Source organism: Gemmobacter aquaticus (genome assembly GCF_007859075.1).
Classification (GTDB): Bacteria; Pseudomonadota; Alphaproteobacteria; order Rhodobacterales; family Rhodobacteraceae; genus Gemmobacter; species Gemmobacter aquaticus.
Window position 1 is genome coordinate 171,436 of sequence record NZ_VOAK01000020.1, and the last position, 19,468, is coordinate 190,903.

The following is a 19,468-nucleotide window of genomic DNA, read 5'->3' on the forward strand; positions in this document are numbered from 1 at the left end:
CTCCAATCCCTCAGAAGATGAAGTCCGCTGCGTTGATATCCGACAGATCCGCGCCACGCAGCAGGATCGTCTCTCCATCTGACCGGATCCTGACCCCTGCCTCGACCTCAATGATCGTCAGATCCGCAAAGCGATCGTCCGTGGTGCGGATCAGAATACGGTCGATGCCGTTCTGAAAATCGGTGACAAGGTCGTTCCCTGATCCTTCGCGCAGTACGAACGTGTCTCGTCCAAGTCCTCCGATCAGCGTGTCGGCGCCGCGCCCACCATTGAGGGTGTCTGCGCCATCGCCGCCCGACAATCTGTCGTCACCGTCGAAGGAGGATAGCTTGTCCCGCCCTGCATCGCCTTTAAGCTGGTTCGACCCGGCGGTGCCATCGATGGCAAAGCCAAAGCGCAACGTGAATTCAGATCCATACGGCGCGCGCACAGCATCCATGTTCAGAAACAGGCTGTCACGGTCAAACCGGATGGATGAACGATCAAGGTTGAACGTGTTAAGCCCGGCGACGATATCAACGGCATGCAGGGAGATCCTGTTCGTCTCGTCGGCGAGTTTGGCGAAATTGATCTTGTAGCCGTTGAACCCGTCGCCCGGGGCATCTGCATAGCCACCCGAGCCGTGCAATGCGTATGTCAGATCAGAGCCCGAGAAATCGAAGGTCGCATGGACGAGCAGTTTGCCGGGTAACGCGAAGTCTGCAATATCGTCGATCTCGACCTGTTCGGGGTCGATCGTCGCAATGACCTGGGACGAAGCCGGTGTCTTGAGGTCGGGGTAGGCAACGCGAACCGTGACTTTGCTGTTGTCGAGAACCATGAATCGTCTCCCGCTATTGCATGATGAAATTGATTTTCCGCTTCATCACGATAGATGGGCAGCAGAATTTTCCCATTGTCTTTTTAGACAGGCTCACCGTAATGTCATGGAACGTGGGGAGTTCCGTCATGAACGCGATCCCCACGTTCACAGTTTTGCTGCTGTCGGCGTGGTCCGGGCTACAGGTCCGGGTGCGCATGGCCTCGCAGATTTCGCTGGCCGAAAGGCCGATTGTTTGCCCGATCGCATGTTGAATGCGTCGGCCTGACCAGATTGGGCGCTTTTGCGCCCGGGAATACGAACCGCGATGAACCGCGCGATTGATGACTTGAGATCCGACAGGGGGCCCGTGCGTCCCCCTGCGATCCATGCATTGCGCAGCCTCGCCCGAACAAGTCGCCATCCGCTTGACCAGACCCTGACCGGTGCCTCCCCTGGGGGAGTGCCGTCACACTGGCCATGCGCAGGCGCAATGGAACACCATGGCAAAGAAAATGCTCATCGACGCCACCCACGCGGAAGAAACCCGCGTTGTGGTGGTGGATGGAAACAAGGTCGAGGAATTCGACTTTGAGACCGTAAACAAGCGTCAGCTTCAGGGAAATATCTACCTCGCAAAGGTGACACGGGTCGAACCCTCGCTGCAGGCGGCCTTCGTCGACTACGGCGGGAACCGGCACGGCTTTCTGGCTTTTGCCGAGATCCATCCCGACTATTACCAGATCCCCGTCGCCGACCGCAAAGCGCTGCTCGAGGAAGAGCGTGCGCTGGCGCGCGCCGAGGATGAGGAAGACGCCCGCCCGCAGCGCGGTCGTCGTGACCGTGGGGGAGAGCGCCCCGCCCCCGCCCCCGCGGTGGTCGAGGTTGAGGATGCCGTTGTCGTGGCTGAGGTGCCCGCCGAAGCGCCTGCGGCCGAGCCTGCCGCAGATGCACCGGTCGCGCCGCGCGCGATCGCCGGCATGGACGTGATCGATCTGGGCGAAGAAAACGGCGATGAGCCGCTTCTGGTGCAGCGCAACGAATCGCGCGCCGCCGTTGCTTCGGAGCGTGACGAGCAGGCCTATGCCGCTGTCGACCACGCTTCGGAGATCGACGACGAGATCGAATCGATCGCCGAAGAGGACGTCGCCGAGGAGATCCAACAGCCGCGCAAGCCGCGCCATCGCCGCTACAAGATCCAGGAAGTGATCAAGGTGCGCCAGATCATGCTGGTGCAGGTGGTCAAGGAAGAGCGTGGCAACAAGGGCGCCGCGCTGACGACCTATCTGTCGCTGGCAGGGCGCTACTGCGTGCTCATGCCCAACACGGCGCGTGGTGGCGGCATCAGCCGTAAGATCACCCAGGCTGCCGATCGCAAGAAGCTGAAAGAAATCGCTTCCGAGATGGAGGTGCCGGAAGGTGCGGGTCTGATCATCCGGACCGCAGGTGCCAAACGCACCAAGCAGGAAATCCGCCGCGACTATGAATACCTCATGCGGCTGTGGGAAGAGATCCGCGAGCTTACGCTGAAATCGATCGCCCCGGCGCCGATCTATGAAGAGGGCAACCTTATCAAGCGCGTGATCCGCGATCTCTACTCGCGCGAGATTGACGAGGTTCTGGTCGAAGGCGAGGCGGGCTACCGTACCGCCAAGGACTTCATGCGCATGATCATGCCCAACCACGCCCGCGTGGTGCAGCGTTACGCGGGCGATATGCCGCTGTTTGCGCGCTATCAGGTCGAAACCTACCTCGCCGGCATGTTCAACCCGGTCGTGCAGCTGAAGTCAGGAGGCTACATCGTCATCGGCGTGACCGAGGCGCTGGTGGCCATCGACGTGAACTCGGGCCGCGCCACCAAGGAAGGCTCGATCGAGGAAACCGCGCTCAAGACCAACCTTGAGGCCGCCGAGGAGATTGCCCGCCAGTTGCGCCTGCGCGACCTTGCCGGGCTGATCGTCATCGACTTCATCGACATGGAAGAGCGGCGCAACAACTCGGCCGTCGAGAAGCGCCTGAAGGACAAGCTGAAAACCGACCGCGCGCGGATTCAGGTGGGCCGCATCTCTGGCTTCGGCCTGATGGAGATGAGCCGCCAGCGCCTGCGTCCGGGCATGCTGGAATCGACGACACAGCCTTGCCCCCACTGCCATGGCACGGGCCTTATCCGCTCGGACGACAGCCTTGCGCTGACGATCCTGCGCGCGCTTGAGGAAGAGGGCACGCGGAAGCGGTCGAAAGAGGTGCTGCTGAAGGCGCCGGTCGCGGTGATCAACTATCTGATCAACCACAAGCGTGAGCATATCGCGCTGATCGAGGCACGCTATGGCATGGCGGTGCGGCTTGAGGCCGACCCGCATCTGGTTTCGCCCGATTTCTCGATCGAGAAGTTCAAGACGGCGACCCGTGTTGTGCCCGAGGCCTCGAGCGTGATTTCCGGCAGCGCCGCCTTTATGGGCGCCCCCGTCGATGAGGACGAGGACGATCCTGAACTGCCGCTGGATGACGAGGACGAGGTCGAGGAAGTTGTCGCCGAGGCCCGGCCCGAACCCGCTGCGGCCGAGGCTGCTGGGAACGGCAGCAAGAAAAAGCGCCGCCGTCGTCCGCGCCGCCGTGGTGGCAAGGGCAAGGACGGGGTCGAAGGCCAGGGCGCCGCATCGTCAGATGAGGATGCCGAGGGCGATGACGCCGAGGGTGATGAGGCCGTCGCCGACGTCGTGACAGAGGCTGAAGCCGCCGCTGTCAGCGAAGTGGCCGCGGAGGCCACGGCAGACGCCGCAGAGGTTGTCGCCCCGGTTGAGGCTGAGGCGGTCGAAAAGCCTGCCAAGTCCGCTCGCGGATCGGCACGCAAGCCGGCAGCCAAATCGACCCGGTCGCGCGCGGCGAAAGCGGCGGCTCCGGCAGCCGAGGCGGAAGAGGCCCCGGCTGAGGCGCCCGCCGCAGCGGCGGAAGAGCCCGTGGCCAAGCCCAAGCGCAGCCGTGCCAAGCCGAAAGCAAAGCCAGCAGCCGAGGTTGCCCCGAACGCAACCCTTGCCCCGGACGCAACCCCAGAGGCTGTGGCCGCGCCGGAAACCATGGCTCTGGTGCCTGTCGCCGAGGTCGCCGTTGACCTGCCGCCACTTCAGCCGGACGTGTCTGAAGCTCCGTTGGCAGAGGCCCTAAGCCCCGATCCTCAGGCAAACGAACCCGCCGCTGACGACGCCGACGACAACCGGCCGCGTCGCAAGGGCTGGTGGTCGCTGGGCCGCTGAACATTGAAACGCCGGGCGACCAGCCCGGCGTTTTCATTTGCGGCGAATGAAATAGGCGGTTGCTGCACCGATGGGTTCGCTGCCGATATATTCATGCCCGGACTGTCCGCAAAAATGTGGCAGATCGACTGCGGCCATGCCATCAGTCGCCCGCAGCCTAAGTACCGATCCGGCAGGCAATCCGAGCAGGCGCTTGCGCGCGCGAAGAACGGGAAGGGGGCAGAGCAACCCCTCGCAATCCAGATCGACGTCGAAATCCATGGCATGTTCCTTTGGCCCGGATCTCATAGCGCAGGCCGGATCGCCTGCGCCAGACGAAACCGGTGACGGGGATGTGACGTGCTGCCGCGTGACGTCAGGCCTGCGATGCGCTATCTCCGCATCAGGCGCCGCGAAGGGATTGGCATGATCGAGTTCGACCTGTTTGCCGCGGGACTTCCCGTATCGATGGCTGTGGCCGCGCTGGCTGGCATCCTGTCATTCCTGAGCCCCTGCGTCCTGCCCATCGTGCCGCCCTATCTGGCCTATATGGGCGGGATCTCGATGCCCGAGATGCGCGAGGACAGTCAGGCGGCCCGCCAGCGCATCCTGCTGCCCGCGCTGTTCTTCGTGTTGGGTCTTTCGACGGTCTTTCTGTTCCTGGGCTTCACCGCCTCGGCCTTTGGCGCGTTCTTTTTGACCAATCAGGTGCTGTTCAGCCGCATCTCGGGCGCGGCGGTCATCGTCATGGGGCTGCATTTCCTCGGGATCATCCGCATTCCGTTTCTCGACCGTGAGGCCCGGCTCGATGCGGGGGATCAGGGCGGGTCGACCTTTGGCGCCTATGTTCTGGGCCTTGCCTTCGCCTTTGGCTGGACCCCTTGTATCGGCCCGCAACTGGGGGCGATCCTGTCGATGGCGGCGAGCGAGGCCAATGTCTCGCGCGGGACGCTGCTTCTGGCCTGCTATGCGGTAGGTCTGGGTCTGCCGTTCCTGTTGGCCGCGCTTTTCATCGAGCGGTCGATCAGCGTGATGTCCAGGCTGAAGCGTCACATGAAGCTGATCGAGCGGAGCATGGGTGTGCTTCTGATCCTTGTCGGTCTGGCGCTTGTGACAGGTGCCTTGTCAGAGTTTTCGTTCTTCCTGCTGGAAACCTTCCCGGTCCTGGGAACGCTGGGTTAGGTCGGCGGGGATGGCGGGACCGATCTTCCGGCGTCAGGTCTTTTATGTGCCGGGGTATGATCCGTTTCATCCGCGCCGCTACCGCGAGCTTTACCGCAAAGAAGGCGCGTTGCAGGCGCAGCTTTCGGGCTATCGGATCACGCAACAGGCTGTCGCGGGGGGAGAGGGCTGGCGCGTCGAGGCCCAGATCGAGGGCCGTGACGTTCAGACCGATGTCCGCGTTCTGGTCTGGTCTGATATCGTGCAGGCCTCGATGGGGGCGTCAATTCCGGCCACCTATCTGCAGATGCTGCGCACGATCTGGGCGTATCTGGGCACGGGTGTCCTGTTTCGGCTGATGCGTCTGCGCAAGGGGCCGATCATTGCGGCACTTTATCCGGTGGCGGCGCTGATGGCCGAAGCATTTGCGGCGCTCTTGCTGGGGTGCGCGGTCTGGTGGCTGGCGCAGGGGGTTCTGGAAGGCGTGCAGGCCACGGTCGTCGGTCTGACGGGCGCGGCCTTGGCCATTGCCTGCACCTTGCGCTGGTTTCAGAAGCACGACAACCGGATCTACGCCTATTACCTGATGCATGACTTTGCCCATTCCGCGCAGGCGGGCGGGCGCTATTCACCGGCGATGGAAGAGCGGCTGACCCGGTTTCGCCACGACATTGCCGAGGCACTACGGCACCCCTGCGACGAGGTTCTGATCGTGGGCCACTCCTCGGGGGCGCATCTTGCGGTCTCGGCTCTGGCCGACCTCTTGCGCGCGGGCGAGCCGGTCGGCGGTCCGGCGCTTTCGCTTCTGACCCTGGGGCAGGTGGTGCCCATGGTCAGCTTCCTGCCCGATGCCGGGCGTCTGCGGGCGGATCTGCGGTTCCTGTCGGAATCCGATGCCGTAGTCTGGGTCGATGTCACGGCACCGGGGGATGGCTGCGCCTTTGCCCTCTGCGATCCGGTCAAGGTGTCGGGCGTGGCGACCAGCAGGCAGCGCTGGCCGCTGGTCTTTTCGGCGGCCTTCAGTCAGACTCTGCGGCCCGAGACCTGGGCAAAGCTGCGCCGTCGGTATTTCCGGCTGCATTTCCAGTATCTCTGCGCCTTTGACAATCTGCCGGGCAGCACCTGGGATTATGATTACTTTCGTATAACCGCCGGGCCGCAAACGCTTGGCCAGCGCTATGCCGACCGCCCGCCGTCGCGCAGCCGGATCGAGCGCGCGGCAAGCGGGCATACGTCATTGTCGTGATGTCGCTGCCTTAGCCGCGCCATGCTGCACTGCGTGGGGGTGCATCCTCGGCCTGCCGCTCCAGACGGAGCGTGGCTTCAAGCCCGGTTGTGCCGTTACGCAGCAGCAGGTCGCCCCCTGCGGCCTCGGCAATATCGGCAACGATCGCCAGACCGATGCCCTGACCGTCGCCCGCTTCGTCAAGCCGGGTGCCCCGCTGGGTCAGGCGTGCCAGCGCCGAGGCCGGCACACCCGGACCGTCATCGCCAATGGTCAGATCGATCCATTTGGCAGAGGCAACAGCCCGGATGCTGACGGTGCTTTCGGCATGACGGACAGCATTTTCGACCAAGGCGCCAATGGCCTCTGTCAGATCGTCAGGGTCGATGCGGATCGAGAGCCCCGATGGAATGTCGATCCGCCAGAGGATCGCAGCGCCGGCGGGCGTGCGACGCAGCACCTCGACCACCCGCGCGACCACGGGCTGCGGATCGGCCTGTGCGGTGGCGCGGCCCGACTGAATGCGCGCGCGGGCCAGTTCGCGGTCGACCGACCGCTGCATGGTGGCAGTGATTGCCTCTATACTGTCGGCAATCTCGGGGTCGCCCAGTTCGCGTACTTGCGCGGCATCGCCCAGCAGGGCCTGAAGCGGGGTCTTCAGGCCATGTGCCAGATCAGCGGCGCGATGGCGCGCGCGCGCAAGCTCTTTGTCGCGGGCGTCCAGCAGTTGATCGATCTCTCCGGCAAGAGGCAGAACCTCGCGCGGCAGGTCATCGCCGATCCGCGGGCGCCGCCCCGATCGCAGTGCCGCGACGCGCCCGCTGACTTCGGTCAAGGGGCGCAGGCCGACAGTGATCTGGGCCCATGATGCCCCGACGAGCAAGACACCGAGCAGCCCAAGGAACGGCAGGATGCCGGATAGAAAGCCGCGCCTCGCGGTTTCGAGTGCCCTGCGGTCAGTTGCGACGATGACGCGGAGGGCAACCGGATCGGGACCACCGCCCACGGCGAGCCATTGTTCCAGCGCAAGCAGGGGCTCATCCTTGGGACCAGTCAGGTCAAGAACGCGGGTCGTGCCCGGCGGCAGGGTCGTGACCGCCGGAAACGCGAAATCCCATAGCGACCGCGACCTGCCCACCTCATCGCCAAGGGTAATCTGCCAGTAGTGACCCGAGAATGGCTGATCATAAAGCGGATCGCCCTGTGTCGCGCGGAAGGTGGGACCATTCGCCCCGCCCGGGTCGATCATCGCCACCACCGACAGCGCCCGCGCCTCAAGATCGGCGACGGCGACGCGCTGGACATGGCGGTCAAAGAGGTACGTCAGCCCCAGAACCGAAAGCGCCAGTGCGACAAGGATCGCCACCGCCCCGATCAGGCCGAGCCGCCATCGCAGCGACTGCGCCCTCATGCAGCACCTTCGAGGAAGTAGCCAAAGCCACGGCGCGTGCCGATGATGCCGGGCCCCAGCTTGCGCCTGAGCCGCGCGATGATCGCCTCCAGCGCATTGGCCTCTTTGCTGTCGTCGTCACCATAGAGATGCTCCAGCAACTCCGTCGGCGCGACGACGCGGTCGTGATGCAGGGCGAGATAGGCAACGAGCCGGAATTCAAGCGGGGTCAGGTTGACCGGCACGCCCCGACAAGCCACGCTCATCCGATTAAGGTCGACCGACAGATCACCCACCGCCTGCTGCGCCGCGGCCCGCCCACCGGCGCGGCGCACAAGGGCACGGGCGCGGGCCAGAAGCTCTTCCATGCGGAAGGGTTTGGGCAAATAGTCATCGGCGCCCGCGTCAATCCCCTCGACCCGTTCCTTCCAGGAACCGCGGGCCGTCAAAATCAGCACGGGAACTTCGACGCCCTCTTCCCGCCACCGTTTGAGAATGGTCAGCCCATCCAGACGCGGCAGGCCCAGATCGAGCACGATCAGGTCATAGCCCTCGGTCCCCCCCTGGAACCAGGCCTGCTCGCCATCGGCGGCCTGTTCAACGCGGAAGCCTGCAGATTGCAGCGCACGGGCGAGGTCGGCGGCGATCCGTGGGTCATCTTCGACGACAAGGGCGCGCATCAGTCGTCGTCTTCCTCCTCAAAATCAATGACCTCGCCTGTGCGGGCATCCAGATCCACCTCGATCAGCCGGCCATCCGGCGTCACGACATCCACCTCATAGACCCGGATGCCGTCGCTGAATTCAAGCTCTACCTCGGTCACGCGGCCGGGATGGGTTGTCTGCACCTTTTTCAGGATCTCTGCCAGCGGAAGGATCTCGCCTCGGGCGACGGCATCTTCGGCGATCTCGAAATCGGGAAGCGCGGGCTCTTGCCCGCCGACGGCAAGCGGGAAGGTGGCAAGGAGGATGGTGAGGAGGGCGATCGGTTTCATGCGCCTGTCATAGCGTGTCGAACCTGACAAATGCCTGACGGGCGTACTCAGCCCCCTGTCAGCAAGGATGTGCAAAAAGCGATTCATCAGGAAACGCGTCATCGAAAGGACCACACCATGAAGACCCTTATGATCGCCATGATCTGTGTTGGCGCGCTGACGTCCACGACTGCGCTGGCGCAGACCCAGCCAAAGCTGTCGACGCAGATCGCGCAGCTTGAAGCCAAGGGCTATCGCGTCATCGAACTGGAGGCCAAGGCTGACTGGATTGAGGCCGAGGTCGCCTCGGCGGATGGCCAGCGCCACGAACTGGTCGTGGATGCCAAAACCGGCGAAATCCTGCGCAAGCAGGCAGATGACTGAACCCTGACGGGGCCCGATCGATCACTACGACTGGGCCCCGACTATCCCCATATCAAGGACAGGCCCGCAGAATGGGCTGCCATGATGATACCGAACGAAGGAGATATGAAGAATGGCGCGTAAAACCGGAAACGCAGGTCCCAATACGATCAACGGCACGTCTAGCAACGACTGGCTCTATGGCCTTGCTGGCAACGACACCCTCTTTGGTCGCGATGGAAATGATGACCTGGAGGGCGGCGACGACAATGACGAGCTGCGCGGTGGTAACGGCTCGGACGAGTTGGAGGGTGGCCGTGGCAATGACCTGCTCTTCGGGGACGCCGGCAATGACGATCTGGAGGGTGACGCTGGTAATGACCGACTGTTCGGTGGTGCCGGCAACGACAGCCTTGAGGGCGGGACGGGCGATGATCGGCTGAATGGCGGCATTGGGCGCGACTGGCTGGAAGGTGAGCGGGGCAATGATACACTGACCGGTGGCAAGGGCGCGGATGTCTTTGAATTCGAGCGCGGCGATGGGCGTGACCTTGTCACCGACTTTCAGAACGGGATTGACCGCCTGAAGTTCGACGATTTCAGCCGGGCACAGGTGCAGGCGGTGCTCGACAGCGCCCGGCAGTCGGGTGACGACGTGATCCTGCGTCTGTCGGCTGACACGACGGTAAGGATCGAAAACATCAACCCTTCGCAATTGACGATCGACGACTTCATTATCTGATCACGTCTCGTCTGCTTGGGGGCGGTTGGCGCATTCGCGCGGGCCGCCCCTTGCTCTTGCCCGGTTGAGCTTTCAGCGCGCCGCGCGGCCGGGGTGGCCTGCCTGACGCCAAAGGAAGGCGAGGATGAACGCCGCCGACAGCAGAAGGATGATCGTCGGCGCAGGCGCACTGTCGATCCAGAACGAAAGATAGACGCCCCCCAGCATCGCCGCGAGTGTCACGCCAACCGCAACTGCCATCATGCTGCGAAACTCGCGCGTCAGCAGAAATGCGATGGCGCCCGGTGCGATCAAAAGGCCAATGGCAAGGATCAGCCCGACGGCCTTGAGCGTGGCCACAATGGTCAGCGAGATCAGCGCCAGAAGCCCGTAGTGCAGCCAGCCCACACGCAACCCGATCGTGCGGGCCTGTGCCGCATCAAAGGCATGCAGCAGCAGATCCTTCCATTTCGTCAGCAGGACCAGCGTCACGCCGAGGGCCACGACCGCCGCTGTCCACAGATCCTCCGGACCGACACCCAGCATGTTTCCAAAGAGGATGTGATCCAGGTGCACGTCGGTTTCGATCTTGGTGTAGAGCACCATCCCAAGGCCGAACATGCCGGAAAAGACGATGCCCATCACGGTGTCCTGCTTGATGCGGCTGTTCTCTTTCAGAAAGCCCACGGCAAGCGCGCAGAACATCCCGGCGGCAAAGGCCCCGACGATCAGGGGCAGGTTCAGCACATAGGCCAGAACGATGCCCGGCAAGGTGGCATGGCTGATCGCATCGCCCATCAGCGACCAGCCCTTCAGAACCAGAAAGCAGGACAGAAGGGCGGTCGGCGGGGCAAGGAATGCCGCGACCAGAAAGGCATTCTGCATGAATGGAAACTGGAACGGAGTAAGCCAGTCCATCAAGCCACCTCTGCCGGTTCGGCTGCGCGGCGTCGGGCGGCAAGCATGCCATGTTTGGGCGCAAAGACGAAGGCCAGCAGGAAGATCGCCGTTTGCAGGCAGATGATGATCCCGCCCGTTGCCCCGTCGAGGAAGTAGCTGAGATAGGCCCCGATCAGGCTGGTGCTGGCCCCGATCGCGACGGACAAGACCAGAAGGCGCGGAAAGCGGTCGGTCAGCAGATAGGCCGTGGCGCCCGGCGTCACGACCATGGCGATGACCAGAAACGCCCCCACCGTCTGCAGCGCCGCCACGCAAGAGGCCGAGAGCAGCACGAAGAACATAAGCCGCAGCCGCTCGGGCCGCAGCCCGATGGAGCGCGCGTGGTTCTCGTCAAAGAAGGCGGCCATCAGGTCTTTCCACTTGGCCAGAAGCACCGCCATCGACACGAAGCCGATAATGGCCAGTTGCAGCGTATCGGCGGGCGAGATCGCAAGGATGTTGCCGAGAATAATCGTCTTCACATCAACCGGCGTGGGCGAGACCGAGATCATGAAGAGCCCCAACCCGAAGAACGAGGTGAAGATGATGCCGATGATCGTGTCCTCTTTCAGCCCGGTGCGCTGGTTCAGAAACAGCATCGCCCCCGCCGCCAGCCCGCCAGAGAGAAAGGCGCCAAGCGCAAAGGGCAGACCCAGCATATAGGCCCCGGCCACCCCCGGCACGATGGCATGGCTCAGCGCGTCGCCGATCAGCGACCAGCCCTTGAGCATCAGATAGGCCGACAGAAAGGCGCACACCCCGCCGACCAGCGCCGAAACCCACATCGCATTGGTCATGTAGCCATAGGCGAAAGGTTCGAGCAGAACTCTCATGCCTCGCCCCCCTTGGTGCGGGTGCGGTCGTCGTAAATCACCATTGGCCGCTCGTCGTCGGTCAGGATTGTGACGGCGCGCGCGTCCTCGTCATCATGCAGGTCCGGCCCGCCGAGGACGAAATGGCGCAGCACGCCGCCAAAGGCGCGCTCAAGGTTCTCGCGGGTGAAAGTGGTCGCGGTGGGGCCATAGTTCAGCACGGTTCCCTTGACGAGGACCGCCTGATCGCAGAACTCGGGCACCGATCCGAGGTTGTGGGTCGAGACCAGCATCACCCGGCCTTCGTCGCGCAACTCTTTCAAAAGCGTAATGATCGCCTCCTCGGTCTGCACATCGACGCCGGTAAAGGGCTCGTCCAGCAGGATCACCTGCCCATCCTGCGCCAGCGCGCGGGCAAGAAACACGCGCTTCCTTTGCCCGCCCGACAATTCACCGATCTGGCGTTTGCGATAGTCCGACATGCCGACGCGGGCGAGCGCCGCTGCGACCGCCGCGTGATCTGCGGGACGCGGAATGCGCAGAAAGCCCATGCGGCCATAGCGGCCCATCATCACCACATCCTCGACAAGGACGGGGAAGGACCAGTCCACCTCTTCTGCTTGCGGCACATAGGCCACGATCCCTTCGCGCAGGGCGGTGCGCACGTCGCGCCCCATGACCGAGATCCGGCCCGAGGCCACCGGCACAAAGCCCATGATCGCCTTGAAAAGCGTGGATTTCCCCGCGCCGTTCACGCCGACCAGTGCAGCGATGCTGCCCTTGGGTACCGCAAAACTTGCGTCGCGCAGCGCAGTCAATCCGTTGCGGTAGGTAACATTGACGCCGGCGGCGCTGATGCCCGCGCGCGTGGTGTCATCAGGGGCAAGCCGTTCGGACATGATCTCAGTTCCCGGCAGCGGCGGTCAGGCCGCGGGTCACGGTTTCGGTGGTTACCCGCAAAAGGTCGAGATAGGTCGGCACCGGGCCTTCGGGTTCGGACAGGCTGTCGACATAGAGCACCCCGCCAAAGGCGGCGCCGGTCTCTCGGGCCACCTGTTCGGCCGGGTCGGTGTTGACGGTGCTTTCGCAGAATACGACCGGAATTGCGTTCTCGCGCACGGTATCGATCACCCGGCGCACCTGCTGCGGCGTGCCGGTCTGATCGGCGTTGATCGGCCAGAGATAGGCCTCGCGCAGGCCAAGATCGCGGGCGAGGTAGCTGAATGCACCCTCGCATGTGACCAGCCAGCGCTTGTCCTCGGGCACGGTTGCGATGGCAGCCTGCAAGGGGGCCAGCGTATCGGCGAGCTTCGCCTTGTAGGCGGCGGCATTGGCCTTGTAGGCCTCGGCATTTTTGGGGTCGGCCGCGACCAGGGCGGCTGCGATGTTGTCGACATAGATCTGCGCCGAGGTGGGCGACATCCAGGCATGCGGATTGGGCTTGCCCTCATAGGCGCCTTCGCGGATCGGCATGGGGTCAACCCCGTCGGACAGCGTCGCCGAGGGGACGTCGCCCAGATTTGACAGGAACTGTTCAAACCAGCGTTCAAGGTTCAGCCCGTTCCACAGGATCAGGTCTGCATCCTGCGCCGAAACCAGATCGCGCGGGGTTGGCTCATAGCCATGGATTTCTGCCCCGGGTTTCGTGACCGACACCACCGTTGCATGCTCGCCCGCCACGTTGCGGGCCATATCTGCGATGACGGTAAAGGTCGTGACCACCTTGATTTCGTCTGCCCATGCGGGAAAGGCGGCAAGCCCGGCCAGCAGGGCAAGAAGGGACGTGCGCATGAATCCTCCTGCATCTGTCGTATGTGATAATGAGAGCGATTCTCGATAAGTCAAGGGATCTGAGACTCATTCGCAACTTGAGCCCTGTCGATTGGCGCATTAGGATTGCTCCCATGTCGGATGAATCTGATCCCATCGAAGCCGGTTTGCGCACGGAAGGTGTGCGTGTGACGCGTCAGCGTCTGGCGATCCTGCATGTCCTGCGTGAGGCGACGGACCATCCCCGCGCCGAGGATATTCTGGCGCGCGCCAAGGAGCAGGACCCAAGTGTGTCTCAGGCGACGGTCTATCGCACGCTCTCGGTGCTGGAAAAGGCAGGCACCGTGCTGCGCAATGAATTCGACGGGGCAGGGGCGCGCTATGAACTGGCCGAGGGTGGGCACCACGACCATCTGATCGACCTTGATACCGGCGCGGTGATCGAGTTCCATTCCGACAAAATCGAACGCCTGCAGGCCGAGATCGCCGCCGAATTGGGCTATGAGATCGAGTGGCACCGGCTGGAGCTTTACGGCCGCAAAAGCGGCCGGCGGCGCTAAAGCGCATAGAACGTCCGCGCCGCGCCGCTGAAGATGCGATCTTGCGCGGGGGCGGGCAGGTGAGCGAGCAGTTCGCGGCTTGCGGTCACCCAGGCATCATAGTCACTCGCCAGATTGACCACCGGCCAGTCGCTGCCCCACATCAGGCGGTCAGGGCCAAAGGCGTCGATCACCACCCGCGCAAAGGGGCGCAGATCGTCGATATGCCAGTCGGGGCCGATCTCGGTGATCATCCCCGACAGTTTGCACCAGACATTTGGCAGCGCCGACAACCGCTGCATACCCCTGATCCAGTCCGGATCGGGGGCCTGCCGCTGGCCCATTCGGGGTTTCGCCACATGGTCAATCACGATTGGCAGCGATGGATGCCTCAGGGCAAGGGTCTCTGTGGCCCGCAGGTGGCGGGGCTGGATCAGCGCGTCGAAACGCAGCCCAACCTGCGCCATATGCGCAAGCACCGGCGCGACCGAGGGGCGCAGGATCCAGTCGGTATCCTCGATGCCCTGCAGCATGGGCCTTAGACCCTTCAGCCAGCGATCCTCGCGCAGCCGGTCGATGGTGCCAATGGCGTCAGGGGCTGAAAGGTCAACCCAGCCGACCACGCCTGCCACGAAGGCCTCGGTCGCCGCGATGTTCAGCAGAAACTCGGTCTCGGCCACCGAGTCGGTCGCCTGAACCAGAACGGTCTGCGCGATGCCGTGCCGTTTTAGCAGGCCGCGCAGGTCATCGGGCGCGAAGTCCCGGTTGATTGGCGCAACCGACGGATTTGGCCAGGCATAGTCGCCCCGGCCAAGTCGCCAGAAATGCTGATGGGAATCGATCATCCGGCAGCCTCGCATGGCGTTTGTATCTAATCATTAAAGACCTACGCGCTGGTCAACCTGCCTGTCAACTGATCCCGCCCGGTTCAGACCAGCCGGTTGACGCGCAAGGAGGCGAGCAGCGTCTCTTTCGACGTGGCCAGATGCTCACGCACGGCCCTTTCCGCAGCCATTGGATCGCGGGAGCGCAGCGCGTCGATGATCGCCCTGTGTTCGCCGATGGCGGCTTCGTTCCGATGGCGCTCAAGCTGCTTGTCCCATTGGTAATGGTAGTGGAAAATCAGCGAGATGACTTTCTGGAAGTCCTCGACAAAGCGGTTCTTGACCACCCCGTTGATCGTCGCATGAAACCGTTCGTCCAGGCTTGAGAAATCGCGGAAGTCGGTCTCGATCCGGCCCAGCAGGTCAAGATGGTCGCGCTCCAGCGCGTCGAGTGCGGCCCAGATCGGATGCCCCTCGGGCAGTCCGACGACGGTGCGCGCGGCGTTCACTTCCAGAAGCAGCCGAAAGTCCGAAAGTTCTACCGCATAGTCGGCGGTAAAGCCCAGCAGGCTCCAGCCTCCGCGCGGGCGGCGCTCGACCAGCCCGAACTGGCCAAGCCCGGCCAGAAACTCTTGCAACATATGAGGTGGGACCGAAAACCGCCGTGCAAGTTGGGTCACGTTCAGCGGCGTGTCCGCGGGCACGTCGAAGCGCAAGACCCAGTCGAGGAACCGCCCTTCAAGCTCGCGCAGTGAGATGTAGTCGTCGCGTTCCGGCACGCGATCGGCCTCGCGCGGTGTGCGCAGCAGGGTTTTTTGCCGCCCCTCCAGTTGCACCAACCCTTCTTCTGACAGCCGTTTCAGGATCGCGCGCACCACCGTACGGCTGACTTTCAGCGTCTCGGCCAGTTTCAGTTCCGATGGCAGCGCGGCGTCAATCGCAAGGGGGGCCAGCAGGTCAAGCGTCTGGTTATATGCGCTGCGAAATCGGGTGTCGGTGCGTGCCATGGTCGCGGACCTGTTCTTTGTGTTGAACGCATAAAAAACAATTTACAGTGCCGCATCCGCATGTCTAGTGTTCTTTATGATAAAAGCCATAACGCGACGGGAGGCGCTGGAATGGTTGACGCAAAGCCCTGCGGCGCCCTTCGGCGCGGCGGTCCGTTGCTGGCCGTCGAAATGAGGCCCGAATGACCAATGTCATCGAGATGGAGGCGATCGAGAAGCGCTTTCCGGGGGTGCATGCCCTGCGGTCGGCGCGCTTTGATTTGTGCGCGGGTGAGGTTCATGCCCTGATGGGCGAAAACGGGGCCGGCAAATCGACACTGATGAAGATCCTGTCCGGCATCTATGCGCCCGACAGCGGCAGCATCCGCGTGAACGGCCAAGAGGTCCGCATCGACGGGCCGCGCGCGGCGCAAGGATTGGGCATAGGGATCATCCATCAGGAACTGGCGCTTATGCCTGACCTGACGGTGGCGCAGAACATCTTTATCGGCCGCGAACCGCGCAGCCGTTGGGGCGTTCTGAATGAGGCGCAGCTGAACCGCGATGCCGAGGCGATCTTCGCAGTCATGAAAGTGCCGATGGACCCGCGCGCCGAGGTGCGCAGCCTCACCATCGCCAAGCAGCAGATGGTCGAGATCGCCAAGGCGCTGTCCTTCCGCTCTCGCATCCTCATCATGGACGAGCCCACCGCCGCGCTGAACGATGCCGAGACGAACGAGCTTTTTGCCATCATCCGTCGCCTGAAATCCGAGGGCGTGGCCATCGTCTACATCAGCCACAAGATGGACGAGATCCGCCGCATATCGGACCGCGTGACCGTGATGCGCGACGGTGCCTATGTCGGAACAGTTGCCGCCGCCGACACGCCGATCGAGACGATCATCGCCATGATGGTGGGCCGCGCCCTTGACCATGCCGAGGTTGCAATCCCTGACCTGTCGGCGGCGCCGGTTGCGCTGTCCGTGCGCGGCCTGACGCGCGGGCGGATGGTGCGTGATGTGAGTTTTGATCTGCGGGCGGGCGAGATCCTTGGATTTGCCGGCCTCATGGGCGCTGGCCGGACCGAAGTGGCGCGCGTGATCTTTGGCGCCGACCCGCGCGAGGCGGGCGAGATCGCGGTGCATGGCACCCCGCGTGATATCCGCAGTCCGAAAGATGCGGTGGCCGCTGGCATCGGGTATCTGTCAGAGGACCGCAAGCATTTTGGTCTGGCCCTTGGCCTCGACGTGCGCTCGAACATCGCGCTCACCTCTCTGCCGCGCTTCACCGACCGGATCGGCCGGGTCGACGATGCCGAACTTGGCCGGGTTGCACAGGACTATATCCGCACGCTCGCGATCCGCACGCCATCGGATCGCCAGGAGGTTCGCCTTTTGTCGGGGGGCAATCAGCAAAAGGTGGTCATCGCCAAATGGCTGCTGCGCGATTGCGACATCCTGATCTTTGATGAGCCAACCCGTGGCATCGATGTCGGTGCCAAGGCAGAGATCTATCGCCTGCTGCAAAGCCTCGCCGCCGCAGGCAAGGCGATCATTGTCATCAGCTCGGAACTGCCCGAAGTGCTGCGCCTGTCCCACCGCATCGCCGTGATGTGCGAAGGGCGGCTGACCGGCATCCTGCCGGGCGGACCGGGTACAAGCCAGCAAGAGATCATGCGCCTCGCCACATACCGCGACGCCGCGCAGGAAGGAGCCATCGCATGACCGCCACCCCCGCCGCCACCGGAGCGCTGAGCCGACTGAAAGCCTCGGGCGCGCATCAGAAGATTCTGGCCTTTGCCAGCCTGATCGTGCTTCTGGTGTTCTTCTCGCTGGCCTCGCCCAACTTCCTGCAAACGTCGAACATCCTTGCAATCCTGCAGGCGACAAGCGTGAACGGCGTGCTGGCGATTGCCGCGACGCTGGTGATCATCACCGGCGGGATCGATCTGTCGGTCGGCACCTTGATGACCTTCTGCGCCGTCATTGCGGGGGTCGTGCTGACCTTCTGGGGCATGGCGCTGCCTTTCGGCATCATCGCGGCCATCGCGGCGGGGACCTTCTGTGGGTTCATCTCGGGCTCGCTGATCGCGCGGATGAAGATCCCGCCCTTTATCGCCACACTGGGCATGATGCTGATCCTGAAGGGGCTGTCGCTGGTGATTTCCGGCACCAAGCCCATCTATTTCAACGATACACCCAGCTTTCCGCTGATCTCGACCGGTTCGCTGATTGGCAGCTTCATCCCGGCGCTGCCGGTGCCGAATGGCGTGCTGATCCTGTTCGTGCTGGCACTTGTGATTTCCTGGGTTCTGTCGCGCACAACGCTGGGCCGCTACTGCTTTGCGCTTGGATCAAACGAAGAGGCAGTGCGGCTGTCCGGTGTCAACGCCGACGCCTGGAAGGTGGCGATCTACGCGCTGGCCGGGGGGATCTGCGGGATCGCGGGCCTTCTGATTGCCTCGCGTCTGAACTCGGCTCAACCCGCGCTTGGCCTTGGCTACGAGCTTGACGCCATCGCCGCGGTGGTGATCGGCGGCACCTCGCTTGCCGGTGGCCGCGGCTCGATCCTTGGCACGATCATCGGCGCGCTGATCATGAGCGTGCTGCTAAATGGCCTGCGCATCCTGTCGGTCGCGCAGGAATGGCAGACGGTGGTGACCGGCCTCATCATCATCGCCGCAGTCTATGCAGACATGCTGCGCCGCCGCCGGGCGGGGTAGGCACAGAAGAACGGCCAACGTTCCCGAACACCAAGGCATCCGAACATGGAGGAGATCAAGATGCTGAACAGAAGACATATGCTGGGCGCCATCAGCGCCGTGGCCCTGATGGCCAGCGCCGGTATCGGGGCTGCACAGGACAAGCTGTACATCCCGCTGATTTCCAAGGGGTTCCAGCACCAGTTCTGGCAGGCGGTGAAGGCAGGCGCCGACAAGGCCGCCGCTGAACTGGGCGTCGAGGTGACATTCGAGGGCCCCGATACCGAAGCCCAGGTCGACCGCCAGATCGACATGCTGGCGGCAGCCCTTGCCAAGAAGCCCGCCGCCATCGGCTTTGCCGCGCTGGACAGCCAGGCTGCGATCCCGCTTCTGAAGCAGGCGCAAGAGGCAGGCATCCCCGTCATCGCCTTTGACAGTGGCGTGGACAGCGACATCCCCGTGGCCACTGCCGCAACCGACAACCTTGCCGCTGCAGCGCTTGCGGCCGACAAGATGGCCGAGATGATCGGCGGTTCGGGCAAGGTGGCACTTGTGGTGCATGACCAGACTTCTCGCACCGGGATCGACCGTCGCGACGGGTTCGTGAACCGCATGAAGGAAGCCCACCCCGAAGTGGAGATCGTCGACATTCAGTACGGCGCGGGCGACCAGCTGCAATCGACCGAGATCGCCAAGGCCATCCTGACCGCGCATTCCGACCTGAAGGGGATGTTCGGCGCGAACGAGGGCTCGGCCATCGGCGTGGTGAACGCCAAGAAAGAGCTGGGCAAGACCGACCTCGTGGTGATCGGCTATGACTCGGGCGCCGCGCAAAAGGCCGCGATCATGGATGGCACGATGGCAGGCGCGATTACCCAGAACCCTGTCGGCATCGGCTATGAAACGGTCAAGGCCGCCGTCGCCGCCGCCAAGGGCGAAGCGGTGTCCAAGTCGATCGATACCGGGTTCTTCTACTACGACAAGTCGACCATCGACGCGCCGGAAATCGCGGCCGTCCTGTACGACTGATCCCGG

Annotated in this window: 21 protein-coding genes; 10 read left to right on the plus strand and 11 right to left on the minus strand. The window is 63.5% G+C overall.

Annotated features, from left to right (window positions below; all coding sequences use genetic code 11):
* Positions 1-10: 10 nt before the first annotated feature.
* Positions 11-820 (minus strand): calcium-binding protein, encoded by an 810-nt coding sequence (locus tag FQU74_RS10545; RefSeq protein ID WP_146286428.1) that lies wholly within the window; start codon positions 818-820, stop codon positions 11-13.
* A 20-nt stretch (positions 821-840) separates the two neighbouring features.
* Between FQU74_RS10545 and FQU74_RS19295 the strand changes: the two genes are divergently transcribed.
* Both FQU74_RS19295 and FQU74_RS10550 read left to right on the plus strand, forming a co-directional pair.
* Positions 841-1,074: a hypothetical protein gene (locus FQU74_RS19295; protein ID WP_158635575.1), complete on the plus strand. Its 234-nt coding sequence runs from the start codon at positions 841-843 to the stop codon at positions 1,072-1,074.
* A gap of 228 nt (positions 1,075-1,302) precedes the next feature.
* Complete coding sequence (locus tag FQU74_RS10550) at positions 1,303-4,050, plus strand: Rne/Rng family ribonuclease (protein WP_146286429.1); 2,748 nt, start codon at positions 1,303-1,305, stop codon at positions 4,048-4,050.
* A gap of 33 nt (positions 4,051-4,083) precedes the next feature.
* On the opposite strand, the gene FQU74_RS10555 is transcribed toward FQU74_RS10550, so the two are convergent.
* Positions 4,084-4,311, minus strand: a complete 228-nt coding sequence (locus FQU74_RS10555; RefSeq protein WP_146286430.1) for a sulfurtransferase TusA family protein — start codon at positions 4,309-4,311, stop codon at positions 4,084-4,086.
* A gap of 144 nt (positions 4,312-4,455) precedes the next feature.
* On the opposite strand from FQU74_RS10555, the gene FQU74_RS10560 reads away from it, so the two are divergent.
* Together FQU74_RS10560 and FQU74_RS10565 are read left to right on the plus strand one after the other, a co-directional pair.
* On the plus strand, positions 4,456-5,211 hold the full coding sequence (locus tag FQU74_RS10560) for a cytochrome c biogenesis CcdA family protein (protein ID WP_146286431.1): 756 nt from the start codon (positions 4,456-4,458) through the stop codon (positions 5,209-5,211).
* Between the two features lie 10 nt (positions 5,212-5,221).
* Complete coding sequence (locus tag FQU74_RS10565) at positions 5,222-6,436, plus strand: hypothetical protein (RefSeq protein WP_146286432.1); 1,215 nt, start codon at positions 5,222-5,224, stop codon at positions 6,434-6,436.
* A 10-nt stretch (positions 6,437-6,446) separates the two neighbouring features.
* On the opposite strand, the gene FQU74_RS10570 is transcribed toward FQU74_RS10565, so the two are convergent.
* The 3 genes from FQU74_RS10570 to FQU74_RS10580 are packed head-to-tail and all read right to left on the minus strand — an operon-like array spanning position 6,447 to position 8,799.
* On the minus strand, positions 6,447-7,826 hold the full coding sequence (locus FQU74_RS10570) for a sensor histidine kinase (protein WP_146286433.1): 1,380 nt from the start codon (positions 7,824-7,826) through the stop codon (positions 6,447-6,449).
* Complete coding sequence (locus FQU74_RS10575) at positions 7,823-8,485, minus strand: response regulator transcription factor (RefSeq protein WP_146286434.1); 663 nt, start codon at positions 8,483-8,485, stop codon at positions 7,823-7,825. The genes FQU74_RS10570 and FQU74_RS10575 overlap by 4 nt, the downstream gene beginning before the upstream one ends.
* Positions 8,485-8,799: a PepSY domain-containing protein gene (locus FQU74_RS10580; RefSeq protein ID WP_146286435.1), complete on the minus strand. Its 315-nt coding sequence runs from the start codon at positions 8,797-8,799 to the stop codon at positions 8,485-8,487. The genes FQU74_RS10575 and FQU74_RS10580 overlap by 1 nt, the downstream gene beginning before the upstream one ends.
* 117 nt (positions 8,800-8,916) lie before the next feature.
* On the opposite strand from FQU74_RS10580, the gene FQU74_RS10585 reads away from it, so the two are divergent.
* Together FQU74_RS10585 and FQU74_RS10590 are read left to right on the plus strand one after the other, a co-directional pair.
* Positions 8,917-9,162, plus strand: a complete 246-nt coding sequence (locus tag FQU74_RS10585) for a PepSY domain-containing protein (protein WP_158635576.1) — start codon at positions 8,917-8,919, stop codon at positions 9,160-9,162.
* Positions 9,163-9,274: 112 nt separating this feature from the next.
* Positions 9,275-9,883: a calcium-binding protein gene (locus tag FQU74_RS10590; protein WP_146286437.1), complete on the plus strand. Its 609-nt coding sequence runs from the start codon at positions 9,275-9,277 to the stop codon at positions 9,881-9,883.
* 72 nt (positions 9,884-9,955) lie between these two features.
* Here FQU74_RS10590 and FQU74_RS10595 read toward each other — a convergent pair whose 3' ends face one another.
* Genes FQU74_RS10595 through FQU74_RS10610 form a run of 4 tightly spaced genes read right to left on the minus strand, consistent with a single transcriptional unit; the run spans position 9,956 to position 13,404 of the window.
* Positions 9,956-10,780, minus strand: coding sequence for a metal ABC transporter permease (locus FQU74_RS10595; protein WP_146286438.1), 825 nt, complete (start codon positions 10,778-10,780; stop codon positions 9,956-9,958).
* Complete coding sequence (locus FQU74_RS10600; protein ID WP_146286439.1) at positions 10,780-11,634, minus strand: metal ABC transporter permease; 855 nt, start codon at positions 11,632-11,634, stop codon at positions 10,780-10,782. Before FQU74_RS10600 ends, FQU74_RS10595 begins: the two co-directional genes overlap by 1 nt.
* Positions 11,631-12,512 (minus strand): manganese/iron ABC transporter ATP-binding protein, encoded by an 882-nt coding sequence (locus tag FQU74_RS10605; RefSeq protein ID WP_146286440.1) that lies wholly within the window; start codon positions 12,510-12,512, stop codon positions 11,631-11,633. The genes FQU74_RS10600 and FQU74_RS10605 overlap by 4 nt, the downstream gene beginning before the upstream one ends.
* 4 nt (positions 12,513-12,516) lie before the next feature.
* Positions 12,517-13,404 carry a metal ABC transporter substrate-binding protein gene (locus FQU74_RS10610; RefSeq protein ID WP_146286441.1) on the minus strand — a complete coding sequence of 296 codons (888 nt, stop codon included), beginning with the start codon at positions 13,402-13,404 and terminating at the stop codon, positions 12,517-12,519.
* A gap of 113 nt (positions 13,405-13,517) precedes the next feature.
* Here FQU74_RS10610 and FQU74_RS10615 point away from each other — a divergent pair, with 113 nt between their 5' ends.
* Positions 13,518-13,943 (plus strand): Fur family transcriptional regulator, encoded by a 426-nt coding sequence (locus tag FQU74_RS10615; RefSeq protein WP_146286442.1) that lies wholly within the window; start codon positions 13,518-13,520, stop codon positions 13,941-13,943.
* Here FQU74_RS10615 and FQU74_RS10620 read toward each other — a convergent pair.
* Positions 13,940-14,767, minus strand: coding sequence for an amidohydrolase family protein (locus FQU74_RS10620; RefSeq protein ID WP_206665015.1), 828 nt, complete (start codon positions 14,765-14,767; stop codon positions 13,940-13,942). The two genes, FQU74_RS10615 and FQU74_RS10620, sit on opposite strands and share 4 nt — an antisense overlap.
* Before the next feature lie 83 nt (positions 14,768-14,850).
* Positions 14,851-15,753 carry a GntR family transcriptional regulator gene (locus tag FQU74_RS10625; protein WP_146286444.1) on the minus strand — a complete coding sequence of 301 codons (903 nt, stop codon included), beginning with the start codon at positions 15,751-15,753 and terminating at the stop codon, positions 14,851-14,853.
* Positions 15,754-15,935: 182 nt separating this feature from the next.
* On the opposite strand from FQU74_RS10625, the gene FQU74_RS10630 reads away from it, so the two are divergent.
* The 3 genes from FQU74_RS10630 to FQU74_RS10640 are packed head-to-tail and all read left to right on the plus strand — an operon-like array spanning position 15,936 to position 19,462.
* Entirely contained in the window at positions 15,936-17,456 is a 1,521-nt protein-coding gene (locus tag FQU74_RS10630) for a sugar ABC transporter ATP-binding protein (protein ID WP_146286445.1), read from the plus strand.
* Positions 17,453-18,454 (plus strand): ABC transporter permease, encoded by a 1,002-nt coding sequence (locus tag FQU74_RS10635; RefSeq protein WP_146286446.1) that lies wholly within the window; start codon positions 17,453-17,455, stop codon positions 18,452-18,454. The genes FQU74_RS10630 and FQU74_RS10635 overlap by 4 nt, the downstream gene beginning before the upstream one ends.
* Positions 18,455-18,514: 60 nt before the next feature.
* Positions 18,515-19,462 carry an ABC transporter substrate-binding protein gene (locus tag FQU74_RS10640; protein WP_146286447.1) on the plus strand — a complete coding sequence of 316 codons (948 nt, stop codon included), beginning with the start codon at positions 18,515-18,517 and terminating at the stop codon, positions 19,460-19,462.
* Positions 19,463-19,468 lie beyond the last annotated feature (6 nt).

What these genes read in the sequence shown, in the direction of transcription:
- FQU74_RS10545 (WP_146286428.1), bottom strand. Translation starts at nt 820, where the DNA reads ATGGTTCTCGACAACAGCAAAGTCACGGTTCGCGTTGCCTACCCCGAC.
- FQU74_RS19295 (WP_158635575.1), top strand. Translation starts at nt 841, where the DNA reads ATGATGAAATTGATTTTCCGCTTCATCACGATAGATGGGCAGCAGAAT.
- FQU74_RS10550 (WP_146286429.1), top strand. Translation starts at nt 1,303, where the DNA reads ATGGCAAAGAAAATGCTCATCGACGCCACCCACGCGGAAGAAACCCGC.
- FQU74_RS10555 (WP_146286430.1), bottom strand. Translation starts at nt 4,311, where the DNA reads ATGGATTTCGACGTCGATCTGGATTGCGAGGGGTTGCTCTGCCCCCTT.
- FQU74_RS10560 (WP_146286431.1), top strand. Translation starts at nt 4,456, where the DNA reads ATGATCGAGTTCGACCTGTTTGCCGCGGGACTTCCCGTATCGATGGCT.
- FQU74_RS10565 (WP_146286432.1), top strand. Translation starts at nt 5,222, where the DNA reads ATGGCGGGACCGATCTTCCGGCGTCAGGTCTTTTATGTGCCGGGGTAT.
- FQU74_RS10570 (WP_146286433.1), bottom strand. Translation starts at nt 7,826, where the DNA reads ATGAGGGCGCAGTCGCTGCGATGGCGGCTCGGCCTGATCGGGGCGGTG.
- FQU74_RS10575 (WP_146286434.1), bottom strand. Translation starts at nt 8,485, where the DNA reads ATGCGCGCCCTTGTCGTCGAAGATGACCCACGGATCGCCGCCGACCTC.
- FQU74_RS10580 (WP_146286435.1), bottom strand. Translation starts at nt 8,799, where the DNA reads ATGAAACCGATCGCCCTCCTCACCATCCTCCTTGCCACCTTCCCGCTT.
- FQU74_RS10585 (WP_158635576.1), top strand. Translation starts at nt 8,917, where the DNA reads ATGAAGACCCTTATGATCGCCATGATCTGTGTTGGCGCGCTGACGTCC.
- FQU74_RS10590 (WP_146286437.1), top strand. Translation starts at nt 9,275, where the DNA reads ATGGCGCGTAAAACCGGAAACGCAGGTCCCAATACGATCAACGGCACG.
- FQU74_RS10595 (WP_146286438.1), bottom strand. Translation starts at nt 10,780, where the DNA reads ATGGACTGGCTTACTCCGTTCCAGTTTCCATTCATGCAGAATGCCTTT.
- FQU74_RS10600 (WP_146286439.1), bottom strand. Translation starts at nt 11,634, where the DNA reads ATGAGAGTTCTGCTCGAACCTTTCGCCTATGGCTACATGACCAATGCG.
- FQU74_RS10605 (WP_146286440.1), bottom strand. Translation starts at nt 12,512, where the DNA reads ATGTCCGAACGGCTTGCCCCTGATGACACCACGCGCGCGGGCATCAGC.
- FQU74_RS10610 (WP_146286441.1), bottom strand. Translation starts at nt 13,404, where the DNA reads ATGCGCACGTCCCTTCTTGCCCTGCTGGCCGGGCTTGCCGCCTTTCCC.
- FQU74_RS10615 (WP_146286442.1), top strand. Translation starts at nt 13,518, where the DNA reads ATGTCGGATGAATCTGATCCCATCGAAGCCGGTTTGCGCACGGAAGGT.
- FQU74_RS10620 (WP_206665015.1), bottom strand. Translation starts at nt 14,767, where the DNA reads ATGATCGATTCCCATCAGCATTTCTGGCGACTTGGCCGGGGCGACTAT.
- FQU74_RS10625 (WP_146286444.1), bottom strand. Translation starts at nt 15,753, where the DNA reads ATGGCACGCACCGACACCCGATTTCGCAGCGCATATAACCAGACGCTT.
- FQU74_RS10630 (WP_146286445.1), top strand. Translation starts at nt 15,936, where the DNA reads ATGACCAATGTCATCGAGATGGAGGCGATCGAGAAGCGCTTTCCGGGG.
- FQU74_RS10635 (WP_146286446.1), top strand. Translation starts at nt 17,453, where the DNA reads ATGACCGCCACCCCCGCCGCCACCGGAGCGCTGAGCCGACTGAAAGCC.
- FQU74_RS10640 (WP_146286447.1), top strand. Translation starts at nt 18,515, where the DNA reads ATGCTGAACAGAAGACATATGCTGGGCGCCATCAGCGCCGTGGCCCTG.